The sequence below is a fragment of the Amycolatopsis oliviviridis genome (assembly GCF_014654365.1).
GTDB lineage: Bacteria > Actinomycetota > Actinomycetes > Mycobacteriales > Pseudonocardiaceae > Amycolatopsis > Amycolatopsis oliviviridis.
Genome location: NZ_BNAY01000001.1, coordinates 1,630,037 through 1,642,706 on the forward strand (window position 1 = coordinate 1,630,037; position 12,670 = coordinate 1,642,706).

12 protein-coding genes are annotated in these 12,670 nt (G+C 69.6%); 2 read left to right on the plus strand and 10 right to left on the minus strand.

The window, feature by feature from the left end:
* Positions 1-29: 29 nt before the first annotated feature.
* Positions 30-944 (minus strand): pyridoxal 5'-phosphate synthase lyase subunit PdxS, encoded by a 915-nt coding sequence (pdxS, locus tag IE302_RS07125; RefSeq protein WP_191252855.1) that lies wholly within the window; start codon positions 942-944, stop codon positions 30-32.
* A 201-nt stretch (positions 945-1,145) separates the two neighbouring features.
* Positions 1,146-2,570, minus strand: coding sequence for an FAD-binding oxidoreductase (locus IE302_RS07130; RefSeq protein WP_191252856.1), 1,425 nt, complete (start codon positions 2,568-2,570; stop codon positions 1,146-1,148).
* A gap of 175 nt (positions 2,571-2,745) precedes the next feature.
* Here IE302_RS07130 and IE302_RS07135 point away from each other — a divergent pair, with 175 nt between their 5' ends.
* Entirely contained in the window at positions 2,746-4,854 is a 2,109-nt protein-coding gene (locus tag IE302_RS07135) for an elongation factor G-like protein EF-G2 (protein WP_191252857.1), read from the plus strand.
* A 58-nt stretch (positions 4,855-4,912) separates the two neighbouring features.
* Here IE302_RS07135 and IE302_RS07140 read toward each other — a convergent pair whose 3' ends face one another.
* The 6 genes from IE302_RS07140 to IE302_RS07165 form a co-directional block, all read right to left on the minus strand.
* Complete coding sequence (locus IE302_RS07140; RefSeq protein WP_191252858.1) at positions 4,913-5,410, minus strand: XdhC family protein; 498 nt, start codon at positions 5,408-5,410, stop codon at positions 4,913-4,915.
* A 66-nt stretch (positions 5,411-5,476) separates the two neighbouring features.
* Positions 5,477-5,959 carry an NUDIX hydrolase gene (locus tag IE302_RS07145; RefSeq protein ID WP_191252859.1) on the minus strand — a complete coding sequence of 161 codons (483 nt, stop codon included), beginning with the start codon at positions 5,957-5,959 and terminating at the stop codon, positions 5,477-5,479.
* The gene (locus tag IE302_RS07150) at positions 5,956-7,101 is read right to left on the minus strand and encodes a glycosyltransferase family 4 protein (protein WP_191253167.1); all 1,146 of its coding nucleotides are present in this window, start codon (positions 7,099-7,101) and stop codon (positions 5,956-5,958) included. The genes IE302_RS07145 and IE302_RS07150 overlap by 4 nt, the downstream gene beginning before the upstream one ends.
* 22 nt (positions 7,102-7,123) lie before the next feature.
* A complete protein-coding gene (locus IE302_RS07155) occupies positions 7,124-8,041 on the minus strand; it encodes a phosphatidylinositol mannoside acyltransferase (RefSeq protein WP_191252860.1) in 918 nt (305 codons plus the stop codon).
* The gene (gene pgsA / locus IE302_RS07160) at positions 8,038-8,679 is read right to left on the minus strand and encodes a phosphatidylinositol phosphate synthase (RefSeq protein ID WP_191252861.1); all 642 of its coding nucleotides are present in this window, start codon (positions 8,677-8,679) and stop codon (positions 8,038-8,040) included. The genes IE302_RS07155 and pgsA overlap by 4 nt, the downstream gene beginning before the upstream one ends.
* A gap of 102 nt (positions 8,680-8,781) precedes the next feature.
* The gene (locus IE302_RS07165; protein WP_191252862.1) at positions 8,782-9,324 is read right to left on the minus strand and encodes a MarR family winged helix-turn-helix transcriptional regulator; all 543 of its coding nucleotides are present in this window, start codon (positions 9,322-9,324) and stop codon (positions 8,782-8,784) included.
* Positions 9,325-9,442: 118 nt separating this feature from the next.
* Between IE302_RS07165 and IE302_RS07170 the strand changes: the two genes are divergently transcribed.
* On the plus strand, positions 9,443-9,985 hold the full coding sequence (locus IE302_RS07170) for a YceI family protein (protein ID WP_191252863.1): 543 nt from the start codon (positions 9,443-9,445) through the stop codon (positions 9,983-9,985).
* 127 nt (positions 9,986-10,112) lie between these two features.
* Here IE302_RS07170 and IE302_RS07175 read toward each other — a convergent pair whose 3' ends face one another.
* Together IE302_RS07175 and thrS are read right to left on the minus strand one after the other, a co-directional pair.
* Positions 10,113-10,649: an HIT family protein gene (locus IE302_RS07175; protein ID WP_191252865.1), complete on the minus strand. Its 537-nt coding sequence runs from the start codon at positions 10,647-10,649 to the stop codon at positions 10,113-10,115.
* The gene (thrS, locus tag IE302_RS07180) at positions 10,646-12,664 is read right to left on the minus strand and encodes a threonine--tRNA ligase (RefSeq protein WP_229907634.1); all 2,019 of its coding nucleotides are present in this window, start codon (positions 12,662-12,664) and stop codon (positions 10,646-10,648) included. The genes IE302_RS07175 and thrS overlap by 4 nt, the downstream gene beginning before the upstream one ends.
* Positions 12,665-12,670 lie beyond the last annotated feature (6 nt).

Below are 12,670 nucleotides of genomic sequence, written 5' to 3' on the forward strand. Positions count from 1 at the left end.
CGGGGCCTCTCGATCGACCGAGCCGGTGCTTACCAGCCGCGCTCGGAAAGGCGGTGCGGCTCGGGCACGTCGTCGACGTTGATGCCGACCATCGCTTCCCCGAGACCGCGCGAAACCTTCGCGATGACGTCCGGGTCGTCGTGGAACGTGGTGGCCTTGACGATCGCTTCGGCGCGCTGCGCCGGGTTGCCCGACTTGAAGATGCCGGAGCCGACGAACACGCCTTCGGCACCGAGCTGCATCATCATCGCGGCGTCGGCCGGGGTCGCGATACCGCCCGCGGTGAACAGCACGACGGGGAGCTTGCCCTTCTCGGCGACCTCCTTGACGAGCTCGTACGGAGCCTGGAGTTCCTTTGCCGCAACATAAAGCTCGTCCTCGGGGAGCGACGAGAGGCGACGCAGCTCCGCGCGGATCTTGCGCATGTGCGTGGTCGCGTTCGAGACGTCGCCGGTGCCGGCCTCACCCTTGGAGCGGATCATCGCCGCGCCCTCGTTGATCCGGCGCAGCGCCTCGCCGAGGTTGGTCGCACCACAGACGAAGGGCACGGTGAAGGCCCACTTGTCGATGTGGTTCTCGTAGTCGGCCGGGGTCAGCACCTCGGACTCGTCGATGTAGTCGACCCCGAGCGACTGCAGCAGCTGCGCCTCGACGAAGTGGCCGATGCGGGCCTTCGCCATGACGGGGATCGAGACGGCCTCGATGATGCCGTCGATCAGGTCCGGGTCGCTCATCCGCGCGACACCGCCCTGCGCGCGGATGTCCGCGGGGACCCGCTCGAGCGCCATCACCGCGACGGCGCCGGCGTCTTCGGCGATCTTCGCCTGCTCGGCGGTGACCACGTCCATGATCACACCGCCCTTGAGCATCTCCGCCATCCCGCGCTTGACCCGGGCGGTGCCGGTGAGCGAGGTGGTGGCCGTGTTCGTGGAGTCGTCAGACACTGCTGGACCTTTCGGAAAGCGCGCGAGGTGGGATGACATCTCCGAGGGTAGGCCGCTTTTGGACCTCTGAAGCAGGCCAGTTCGCGGCGATTTCAGCAGTCCACTGGGTGATCTGGCCCGCACTCACCCCGCGTTTCGTCCTCTGGTTGCGGTGCTTCGACGTCGAACTACCGCAATCAGAGGACGAAACGCGTCAGGAAGTCAGCGGGCCAGGCCCTGCTCGAAGGCGAACAGGCCGTCCGGGTCGTACTTCCGCGCCACCCGCCGCAGCCGCGGCAGGCTTTCGCCGTAGTACGCGTTCGCCCAGTCCGGCATCTCCGGGTCGATGTAGTTGACGTACCCGGCCTGCCCGTACTCCCGGCCGAGTTCGTCCCGCACCCGGCCGATCTCTCGCCGTGCCTTCGCCTCGCCACCGTCCAGGCCGCGGGTGATCTGGATGCTGCCCAGCGCGGATCGATGTGGGAAGCACGACTCGCTCGACGGCACCCGCGCGATCGCGCCACCGTAAGCGTCCACGATCGAGTACAGCCGAGGATCGCTCGCCAGCAACGCCGCCAGCGCGTCGGGGTCGGGCACCTTGTGGGTCAGCATTCTCGAAGTGGCCACGTACTCCCCGCGCTGATCGACCGCCGCGGGGAAGTGGACCTCTTCGGCGAAGGCGCGCATGGTGGCGAGGTGGCCTTGTTCGGTCACCTCACGCGTGAGCGGCTCGACGCCGACGCGGCGGACGAGGTCGTCGAGCAGCGGGTTCACCTGCGCGGCACGGCCCACGAAACAACCGCCGCAGTTCGCGGCCGTGGCGCCGAGCCCCATCCCGGACCACAGTTCGTCCGGCATCGCGGGCTGCCACTCCTGCCAAGCCGCGACCAGTGCGGCCAGTGCGGCGGGCGGGAAGACCAGGTTGAAGTTCGTCAGCGTGCGCGCGGCCGCCGTCTTGAAGGTGAACGACGTGACGATGCCGAAGTTGCCGCCACCACCGCCGCGCAACGCCCACAGCAGGTCCGGCGCGGTCTCCGCCGATACCAGGCGCAGCTTCCCGTCCGCGCCGACGAACCGCACGGACTCAAGGTTGTCGCAGGTCAGACCGTACTTGCGGCCCAGGACGCCGATCCCGCCACCCAGGGTCAGTCCCGCGATGCCGACCTGCGGGCAACTGCCCGCCGGGAGCGCGCGGCCCGCCGCCGCCAGCGCCTCGTACACGTGACCGAGGGCCGCGCCCGCCCCGATCGCGGCCCGGCCGCCCGGCAGGATCTCGATCGCGTTCAGCCGGGACAGATCGACGATGAGCCCTCTGTCCACAATGGAATAACCGACGTAACTGTGCCCGCCCGAGCGGGCCGCGATCGGCACGTGGTGCCGCGCCGCGAAATCCACGCAGCGCCGGACGTCGTCCTCGTTCGCACATACCGCCACACCGGCGGGCAGCCGGTGGTCGTACAGCGAGAAGAACCCGAGCCGCGCTTCGTCGTAGCCGGGCTCACCGGGCCGGAAGAGCGTGCCCGCCAATCTGGCGCGTAACCGCTCCCATTCGTCCCCGCCGCCGTGCCCGGGGATCGCCGCGGTCGCCGACGCCAGCACCGGCACCGCTCCTGCCAGTCGTAACACCGTTCGTCTGTCGAGCTCCATCGCTCATCCCCCACCCTCGGATTCGGTTCGGATTCGCCTCCGGGTGTCCGCCATCGAGCATAACGGCGCGTCGACATTCGGGGGTTCCCTCGCCGGTCGCCTTGCCGCGACGGCCGTCGCGGGTGTGTGATCGAGGACACACCTGTACGCGGCATCGTGTGGTGAGGAGACCGGCATGGCCGACAAACAGAGCAAGAACGGAGACTCCGGGGCCGCCGTCGCTGTGGACGACCCGGCGAAAGTGCGCAACGTCGTCCTGGTCGGCCCGTCGGGATCAGGCAAGACGACCCTCGCCGAGGCGCTGCTCGCCGCGTCCGGCACGGTGACACGGGCGGGCTCCGTCGTGGAAGGCACCACGGTCTGCGACCACGACCCCGCCGCGGTCCGGCAGCAACGATCGGTCGGCCTTTCGGTCGCGCCGGTGCTGCACCAGGACCACAAGATCAACCTCATCGACACCCCCGGGTACGCCGATTTCGTCGGCGAACTGCGGGCCGGGCTGCGCGCCGCCGACGCGGCGCTGTTCGTGGTCTGCGCGGCGGAAGGCGTTGACGCGGCGACGATCGCGGTCTGGGAGGAATGCGCGGCCGTCGGGATGCCGAGGGCGGTGATCGTCTCCCGGCTCGATCATCACCGCGCCGACCCCGAAGGCGAGATCGCGGCCTGCCAGGCCGCCTTCGGCGCCGGCGTCCTCCCGCTGTACCTGCCCGCGCGCGACGGGCTCGTCGGGCTCATCACGCGTCGCTACTTCGACTACTCGCAAGGCTTCCCGCCCGAGGTCGGCGAGCCGGCCGGGGACGATCTCGCGCGGATGACCGAGGCCCGCAACGAACTGATCGAGGGAGTCATCGCCGAGAGCGAGGACGAGTCCTTGATGGATCGGTACCTCTCCGGCGAGGAGATCCCCGAAGAAACGCTGATCGCCGACCTGGAGACCGCCGTCGCCCGAGGGTCCTTCCATCCGGTGATCCCGGTGTGCGCGACGACCGGCGTCGGGCTCGCCGAAGTCCTCGACGGGATCGTGCGCGCCTTCCCGTCGCCGCTGGAACACGTCCCGCCGGAGGTCACCTCGCCGACCGGCGAACCGCACGCGAGTCTCCGCGCCGATCCCGCGGGCCCGCTCGCGGCCGAGGTGGTCCGGACCGCGGTCGACTCCTATGTCGGCAGGGTGTCGCTGGTGCGGGTGTTCTCCGGGACGCTTCGCCCGGAGCGGCCCGTCCACGTCTCGGGTCACGGCCTCGCCGAACGCGGGCACGAAGACCACGACGCCGACGAGCGGGTCGCGCATCTTTACTCGCCGCTCGGCGCGAACCTGCGCGAAGTCCCGTACTGCGTCGCGGGCGATCTCTGCGCGCTCACCAAGGTCGGCTCGGCGGAAACGGGCGACACCGTCTCCTCGCCCGAAGACCCGTTGATCATGAAACCGTGGACGATGCCGGAACCGCTCCTGCCGGTCGCCGTCATCGCGAAGACACGCAGCGACGAGGACACACTCGCGCGCAATCTCTCGCGGCTCGTCGCGGGTGATCCGACACTGCGGCTCGACCGCAACGCCGAAACCAACCAGCTGGTGTTGTGGTGCATGGGCGAGGCGCACGCCGATGTCGTGCTGTCGCGGCTGCGCGCGGGCGGCGCCGATGTGGACACCGAACCCGTTCGCATCAGCCTGCGCTCGACCTTCGCCGGACCGGGTCGCGGGCACGGGCGGCACGTCAAGCAGTCCGGCGGTCACGGCCAGTTCGCCGTCTGCGACATCGAAGTCCAGCCGCTGCCGAGAGGTTCGGGCTTCGAGTTCGTGGACAAGGTCGTCGGCGGTTCGGTGCCCCACCAGTTCATCCCGAGCGTCGAAAAGGGAGTACGGGCCCAGGCCCAGCGAGGGCTCGTCGACGGCCATCCGCTGATCGACATCCGGGTGACCCTCGTCGACGGCAAGGCGCACAGCGTCGACTCGTCGGACGCCGCGTTCCAGACGGCGGGTGCGCTGGCGTTGAAGGAGGCCGCCGCGGCGGGCAAGATCTCGCTGCTCGAACCGCTCGAAGAAGTGGCCGTGCGGCTTCCGGACGAGCATCTGGGCACCGTCCTGGGTGACCTCTCGTCCCGGCGTGGCCGCGTGCTGGGCACCGAAGCCGACGAGGGTGGCCGCACGATCATCCGTGCCGAGGTGCCCGCGGTGGAACTCCTGCGCTACGCGATCGACCTACGTTCACTGACCTCGGGCACGGCGACGTTCACCCGCAGGCACGCCCGGTTCGAGCCGATGCCGGAAGGAGCGATAGCGAACTGAACCCGCATTCAGTCCTCTGAATGCGGTACTTGCGTGTGCATGGAGCGCATTCAGAGGACTAAATGCGGGGTGACGGAAACTCGAAGCCGCCCGGCCGTCCGTTCCGGTCCGCCACGAGGCCGGCCAGCGTGGCGACGGCGATCTCAGGCGGTGTGCGGGAGCCGATGTTCAACCCCACCGGGCGATGCACGCGGGCGATCTCGGGATCCGGCACGCCCAGGGCTTTGAGCGCGGCGACATGCGGACCGGCGTGGCGAGGGTTGCCGAGAACGCCGACCCACCGGGCCGGGTGGTCCAGCACGGCCTTGAGTACTTCGCCGAGTTCGAGCCGGTTGTGATCGGTGACGACCACGTCGGCGTCCGGACCGAGTTCCGGCACCATCGTGACGGTCTCGAAGCCGCCCTCGACGTCTGTCGCCCGTGCGCCGTCCGGCTCGAACAACACCGGCGTGTACCCGAGATCCTTGCCGTAGCGCAGGAGGAACGACGCCACCGGCGTCGCGAACACCGCCACCAAGACCCGCTGCTCTCCGCTCACGCCCCCATCCTGCCGCATTTCGTCCTCTGAATGCGGTAGTTCGGGTTGCCAACTACCGCATTCAGAGGACGAAATGCGAAGGGGTCAGAGGTCGGGCTCGGCGATTTCGAAGTATTCCGGGAGCGGGGCGGTCCCGGCGAGGCCGAAATACCGGACCTTCCGGCGCCTCCGCAGATGCAGTGTGTCCCGGACGGCGTCGTTGTGCACGCGGCGCGCGATGACGACGCGGTGTTCGGCGTCGGTCAGCTCCTCGGCCAGCGGCGGTGGCAAGGTCGCTCGGTCGACGCGGGCCAGCCGGAGTGTCAGTTCGCTCTCCTCGGCTTCGCGGTCCGGCCTCTTCGCCCGCTCCGCACGCTCGGCCAGGCCGCGCAGATCCTCGTCGCCCAGGATCGCGGCGGCCGCCCTGGCGACGACCGCGCGCCGCGCGAGGGCGGCGTCGAGCGCCGCCCAGCCCGCGTCCGTGCGGACGTGCAGCCGGTCCAGCCGGTTCGCCGTCGCGAGCAGGAACAGCCCACCCAGTACCACGATCGCGGCCACCAGGCCACCGATCCACACCCAGGTCGTCATCGGCTGAACTCGCGTTCACCGGCGCCGACCCGCCGGGGGTCGGCGGCGATCGCCGTCTCGTACACCCGCAGGACCTGCGTGGTGACCACGGACCAGTCGAACATCGCGACCCGCTCCCCCGCGGCCGCCGCCAGCGACGCCCGCCGTGCCGGGTCGCCGAGCAGCTCACGCAATCCATCGGCCAGCGCCGCCGCGTCGCCGGTCTCGGTCAGCAGCCCGGCCTTGCCGTCGTCGAGGACCCGGCGGAACGAGTCCAGGCCGCTCGCCAGCACCGGAGTGCCCGCCGCCATCGCCTCGGTGAGGATCATCCCGAAACTCTCGCCGCCCGTGTTCGGCGCGCAGTAGACGTCGACGCTGCGCAGCGCACGGGCCTTCGTCTCGTCGTCGACTTGGCCGAGCAGGTCGATGTGCGGCGCCAGTTCCGGCCCCGCCTCGCGCCGGAGTTGATCGGCGTCGCCGCGGCCGACCACCAGCAGCCGCAGCTCCTCGTACTCCGGCAACAGCATCCGCAGCGCCTCCAGCAGGACACCCATCCCCTTGCGGGGCTCGGTGTACCGCCCGACGAAGCCGACCGTGCCCCCGGCTCGCGGATAGCCGTCCAGCGGGAGCGCGCGGGAGAAGAAGTCGACGTCGACGCCGTTGGGCACCTCGACCGCGTCGCCGCCGGCGTGCTCGACCTGGACCCGGCGGGCCAGCGCCGAAACCGCGATCCGCGCGGTGATCTTCTCCAGCAGCGGCCGGAGCACCGGCTGGAACGCCGCGAGGGTGCGCGAACGGGTGGTCGCGGTGTGGAAGGTCGCCACGATCGGACCGTCCGCGACCTTCAGTGCCAGCAGGGAGAGACTCGGCGCGGCGGGCTCGTGCAGGTGCAGGACGTCGAAGTCGCCGTCGCGGATCCACCGCCGCACGCGGGCGTAGGACACCGGGCCGAACTGCAGCCGTGCGACCGAGCCGTTGTACGGGATGCCGAGCGCCTTCCCGGCGGGGACGACGAAATCCGGGACGTCGGAGTCCTCGTCCGCCGGGGCGAGGACCGAGACCTCGTGCCCGCGCGCCAGCAGTGCCTTCGCGAGGTCGATGACGTGGCCCTGCACACCGCCCGGCACGTCGAACGAGTAAGGGCAGACGATCCCGATCTTCATGACCCGCGCCTGAGCCATCGGCTCAGCTCGCTTCGCCGAGGTCGGCCTGTTCGCCGGCTTCGAGATCGGAGAGCCAGAACTTCTGCATCATGTGCCAGTCGGCCGGATGCGCGGCGATGTCCCCGGCGAAGATGTCCGCCAGCGCCTGGGTGGCCGCCGGGACCTCGGACCGGTTCGTGACCCGGATCCGCGGGTGCAGCCGGATCTGCCAGCCGTCCTCGGTGAACCAGCAGCCCGCCGGGATCAGCGCGGCGCCGGTGGTGGCGGCCAGCCGGGCCGGGCCGCCCGGCATGCGGGTCTGCTCGCCGAAGAACTTGACCGGAACCCCGGAGTTCGTCAGGTCCCTGTCCCCCACCAGGCAGATCGCCTTGTTCTCCCGCAGCCGCTTGAGCAGCACGCGCATCGCGGAGCTGTCGCCGGTCAGCGGCACGATCTCGAACCCGAGCGATTCCCGGTAGGACACGAACCGCTGGTACAGCGACTCGGGTTTCAGCCGCTCCGCGACAGTGGTGAAACCGCCGAGGTAGTCCGCGAGCCAGACGCCCGCCGCGTCCCAGTTCCCGCTGTGCGGCAGCGCCATCACCGCGCCGTTGCCTTCGGCGAGGGCCGCGTCGAGGTTCTCCACCCCGGTGATCGACTGGGCGACCTTGCGGCTGACCTCCTTGTGATCCATCGAGGGCAGCCGGAACATCTCGTGCCAATAGCGCGCGTAGGAGCGCATCGCGCGGCGGGTCAGTTCGTCGAGCTCGACGCCGTCGGCCTGGGGCACGACCCGGGCGAGGTTGCGCCGCAGCTGGCGTACTCCGCCGCCGTCCCGCCGGACGGCGAGGTCGGCGCCCAGCCCGAAGGTCACCGCGCCCGCCGACTCCGGCAGCCAGCGTGCGAGCCGCCAGCCCGTCGCGTAGCCGAAGTCGCTGAGCCGCTGGGAGAACCCGCTCATGCCCCGCCCTCCGCGACGGGTGGCCCGGCCGCCTTGGCGGCCCTCGCCGCCTTGGCCACCGCGGCCGTCCGCTGCAGCAGGGTGATCACCGAAAGCACCGCGAGCAGCCAGAGCGAGATGTCCACGGTGTACGGAACGCCCAGACCGTGCAGTCCGGTTCCCACGAGGGCGATGATCAGCCGTTCCGCGCGCTCGACGAGCCCGCCGTCCGCCTCCAGCCCGGAAGCCTCGGCGCGGGCCTTGACGTACGAGATGACCTGCGCCAGCACCAGGCAGATCAACGCGGCGGCCGCGGCCGGGCGGTTGTCGTCGTGGACGAAGCACCACCACGCGATCGCGGCGAACAACGCGCCGTCGACCAGCCTGTCGCAGGTGGCGTCGAGAACGGCCCCGAACGCCGTGCCGTACCCGCGGGCGCGGGCCATCGCGCCGTCGAGCAGGTCCAGCATCGCGAAGCCCCAGACGGTGAAGGTGCCCCACAGCAGCATGTCGTTGGGAAAGAACCCGAGCGCGCAGAGAACCGCCCCGGCCGTGCCGATGACGGTCATCGCGTTCGGGGTCAGACCGGCGCGCACGAGCACCTTCCCCATCGGGTCGGTGACGCGGGAAACGGAGGCGCGCGCGAAAATGTTGAGCATCGGTTCTTCAGGTGCACCTAAGCAGCAGGGTCGGGTGGCCGCCCGAAGCCTATCCACCCGCACCGACGCCCGTCGTCGTGCCCGCCCCGGACGGGCTCCCGGTCAGTCCGCTTTGGCCAGTTCGGCCGTCTCCCCGAGGTCCGGGAGAGACTCTTCCCGGAGCGCCATTTCCGCCTCCGCCGCGGCGCATTTCGGCGACAGCCGCGCCAGCACGGCGGCGCTGATCTCACCGAGCGCCTTCACCTGTCCGGGGGTCAGCGGATCGAAGAGACTCTCGCGGACGGCCTCGACGTGCCCGGGCGCGGCCTCCTCCAGCGCGGCGAAACCATCGTCGGTGAGCACCGCCCAGGAACCGCGTTTGTCGGTGGGACAGGACTCACGCCGCACCCAGCCGTTCGCCTCCAGCCTCGCGACCGCGTGCGAGAGCCTGCTGCGTGACGCCTTGCGCGCGTCGGCGAGTTCGCTCATCCGCAGCCTGCGGCCCGGTGCTTCGGACAGGGCGACGAGCACCTCGTAGTAGGTGTGGGGCATGCCCGCCTCGTGCTGGAGCTGGCCCTCCAAATGCGCTTGCAGCATCCGCGTGGCCGCGGAGAAGTCGCGCCAGACTTTTTGCTCCTCGTCGGAGAGCCATCGGGGTTCGGACATGACGCCCATACTACCCCTGGTTGAACGCTCAACCAAACTGCGCTACAGTCATTGTTGAGCGCTCAACCAGACGAGGGTTCGCCACAGACGCACACAGACTTTTTGGAGATCGACTTTCATGACCACCACCGAGATCCCGGGCTACGTCGCAGGCAAGTGGACGATCGACACCGCGCACTCCGACATCGCCTACACCGTGAAGCACCTCGGCCTGGCGAAGTCCCGGGGCAACTTCACCGCCTTCACCGGTGAGGTCGTCACCGCCGACAACATCCTCGACTCCTCGGTCACCGTCGAGATCGACGCCTCGTCGGTCGCCAGCGGTGTCGACGGGCGTGACACGCACCTCAAGTCCGAGGACTTCTTCCACGTCGACGAGCACCCGGTCATCACCTTCCGCTCGACCGGCATCCGCGAGGACGGCGGCGACTACGTCATCGACGGCGAGCTCACCTGGCGCGGCAAGACCGTCCAGGTCTCGCTCGAGGCCGAGTTCAACGGCATCGGCACCAACCCGGCGAACGACAACGCCACCACCCTCGGCGTCTCGGCCAGCGCGACCGTGAACCGCCGCGACTTCGGCATCGGCCCGGAGGGCAACGCCTTCCTGTCCGAGAAGGTCAAGATCGACATCGAGCTGCAGGCCGCTCTCAACGCCTGACGTTCGTCTCGCCGAGGCGTTGACGTGGGGCCGGCGCCTCACTCCCCAGATGTCATGAAAGGGGCGTTCAGGACGAAAAACGTCCTGAACGCCCCTTTCATGACACTCGCGGCCAGAGAGCCCGGACCTACCAGGCGTCCGCCAGCAGTTGCCGCGTCTCCCCCAGCAACTGCGGCAGCACCTTCGTATGCCCGATCACCGGCATGAAGTTCGCGTCGCCACCCCACCGCGGCACCACGTGCTGGTGCAGGTGCGCGGCGATCCCCGCGCCGGCGATCACGCCCTGGTTCATCCCGATGTTGAACCCGTGCGCCGAGGACACCTCCCGGATCACCCGCATCGCGTGCTGGGTGAACTCCGCGACCTCGACGGTCTCTTCCGCCGTCAGATCCGTGTAGTCCGCGACATGGCGGTACGGCACGGCCATCAGGTGACCGGGGTTGTACGGGTACAGGTTCAGCACCGCGTACACGGTCTTCCCCCGCGCGAGGATCAGCGCGTCCTCGTCGCTCTTCTCGGGGAGATGGCAGAACGGGCAGCCCTCGTCGGGTTTCTTCGACCCTTGCACGTAGGCGAGCCGATGCGGGGTCCACAGGCGCTGCAACGCGTCCGGGACCCCCACACCGTCCTGTCCGACGACTTCGGGGCCATCGGGGCCCGTCACCGGAGTACCGCCTCCAAGCCCGCCACGGTCGGCGAGGAGTTCTCCCGGCGCTGGACCCAGCCTGCGATCGCCTCGACCGCGTCGGCCACCGGGACACCGTTGATCTGGCCGCCGTCGCGGAACCGGAACGACACCGCGCCCGCCTCGACGTCCTTCGCGCCCGCCAGGAGCATGAAGGGCACCTTCTGCGTGGTGTGGGTGCGGATCTTCTTCTGCATCCGGTCGTCGCTCGCGTCGACGTTGACCCGGATCCCCTTGGCCCGCAACTCCTTCTCGACCCCGCGCAGGTGCTCGACCTGGCCCTCGGTGATCGGGATGCCGACCACCTGGACCGGCGAAAGCCACGCCGGGAACGCGCCGGCGTAGTGCTCGGTGAGCACGCCGAAGAACCGCTCGATCGAGCCGAACAGCGCGCGGTGGATCATCACCGGGCGCTGGCGGCTGCCGTCGCCCGCGGTGTACTCCAGTTCGAACTTCTCGGGCAGCATGAAGTCCAGCTGGATGGTCGACATCTGCCAGGTGCGGCCCAGCGCGTCCTTCGCCTGCACGGAGATCTTCGGCCCGTAGAACGCCGCGCCACCCGGGTCCGGCACCAGTTCGAGCCCGGAGTCGACGGCGGCGGTGCGCAGCACCTCGGTCGCCTCGGCCCAGACCTCTTCGGAACCGATGTACTTCTCGTCGTTCCGAGTGGACAGTTCGAGGTAGAAGTCGTCGAGACCGTAGTCTCGCAACAGGTTCAGCACGAAGTCCAAAAGGGACTTCAGCTCACCGGGGACCTGCTCCAGGGTGCAGAAGATGTGCGCGTCGTCCTGCGTCATGCCGCGCACGCGGGTCAGGCCGTGGATCACGCCGGACTTCTCGTAGCGGTACACCGAGCCGAACTCGAACATCCGCAGCGGCAGTTCCCGGTAGGAACGCCCGCGCGAGCGGAAGATCAGGTCGTGGAACGGGCAGTTCATCGGCTTGAGGTAGTAGTCCTGGCCGGGCTTGCGGACCGAACCGTCCTCGTTGTGCTCGGCGTCGAGGTGCATCGCCGGGTACATGCCGTCGCGGTACCAGTCGAGGTGCCCGGAGGTCTCGAAGAGCGCGCCCTTGGTGATGTGCGGCGAGTAGACGAAGTCGTACCCCGCCTCGACGTGCCGCTGGCGCGAGTAGTTCTCCATCTCCTGCCGGATGATTCCGCCCTTGGGGTGGAACACCGGCAGCCCCGAGCCGATCTCGTCGGGAAAGGAGAACAGGTCGAGCTCCACCCCGAGCTTGCGGTGATCGCGGCGCTCGGCCTCGGCGAGGCGCTCCAGGTAGACGTCCTGCGCCTCGGCGGATTCCCATGCGGTGCCGTAGATCCGCTGCAGCTGCGGGTTCTTGTCGTCACCGCGCCAGTACGCGGCGGCGACGCGGGTGAGCTTGAACGCCGGGATGAACTTGGTGGTCGGCACGTGCGGGCCGCGGCAGAGGTCGCTCCACACGCGCTCCTTGGTGCGCGGGTCGAGGTTGTCGTAGATGGTCAGCTCGCCGCCGCCGACCTCCATCACCTCGCTGGTGTCCACATCGGACTTGATGTCGACCAGTTCGAGCTTGAACGGCTCGTCGGCCAGTTCCTTCTTGGCCTCGTCGACCGAGTCGAAGACGCGGCGGGAGAACTGCTGCGCGCCCTTCACGATCTGCTTCATGCGCTTTTCGAGCGCCTGCAGGTCTTCCGGGGTGAACGGGGTGTCGACGGCGAAGTCGTAGTAGAAGCCGTCCGTGACCGGCGGGCCGATGCCGAGCTTCGCCTGCGGGAACTGCTGCTGCACGGCCTGGGCGAGCACGTGGGCGGCCGAGTGGCGGATGACACTGCGGCCGTCGTCGGTGCTGGCCGCGACGGCCTCGACCTCGACCTCGGACTCCGGGGCCCAAGAGAGGTCGCGGAGGTTCCCCTCGGCGTCGCGCACGACGACGATCGTGTCCGGCCCCTTGGTCGGCAGCCCGGCTTCGCGGACCGCGGTGCCCGCCGTAGTGCCCGCCGGTACCACCACGCGCGA

Coding starts and splice junctions, on each gene's coding strand:
- IE302_RS07140 (WP_191252858.1), bottom strand. CDS start 5,410: ATGCGGCAGGATGGGGGCGTGAGCGGAGAGCAGCGGGTCTTGGTGGCG.
- IE302_RS07155 (WP_191252860.1), bottom strand. CDS start 8,041: ATGAGCGGGTTCTCCCAGCGGCTCAGCGACTTCGGCTACGCGACGGGC.
- IE302_RS07135 (WP_191252857.1), top strand. CDS start 2,746: ATGGCCGACAAACAGAGCAAGAACGGAGACTCCGGGGCCGCCGTCGCT.
- IE302_RS07150 (WP_191253167.1), bottom strand. CDS start 7,101: ATGAAGATCGGGATCGTCTGCCCTTACTCGTTCGACGTGCCGGGCGGT.
- IE302_RS07145 (WP_191252859.1), bottom strand. CDS start 5,959: ATGACGACCTGGGTGTGGATCGGTGGCCTGGTGGCCGCGATCGTGGTA.
- IE302_RS07165 (WP_191252862.1), bottom strand. CDS start 9,324: ATGTCCGAACCCCGATGGCTCTCCGACGAGGAGCAAAAAGTCTGGCGC.
- IE302_RS07130 (WP_191252856.1), bottom strand. CDS start 2,570: ATGGAGCTCGACAGACGAACGGTGTTACGACTGGCAGGAGCGGTGCCG.
- pgsA (WP_191252861.1), bottom strand. CDS start 8,679: ATGCTCAACATTTTCGCGCGCGCCTCCGTTTCCCGCGTCACCGACCCG.
- IE302_RS07170 (WP_191252863.1), top strand. CDS start 9,443: ATGACCACCACCGAGATCCCGGGCTACGTCGCAGGCAAGTGGACGATC.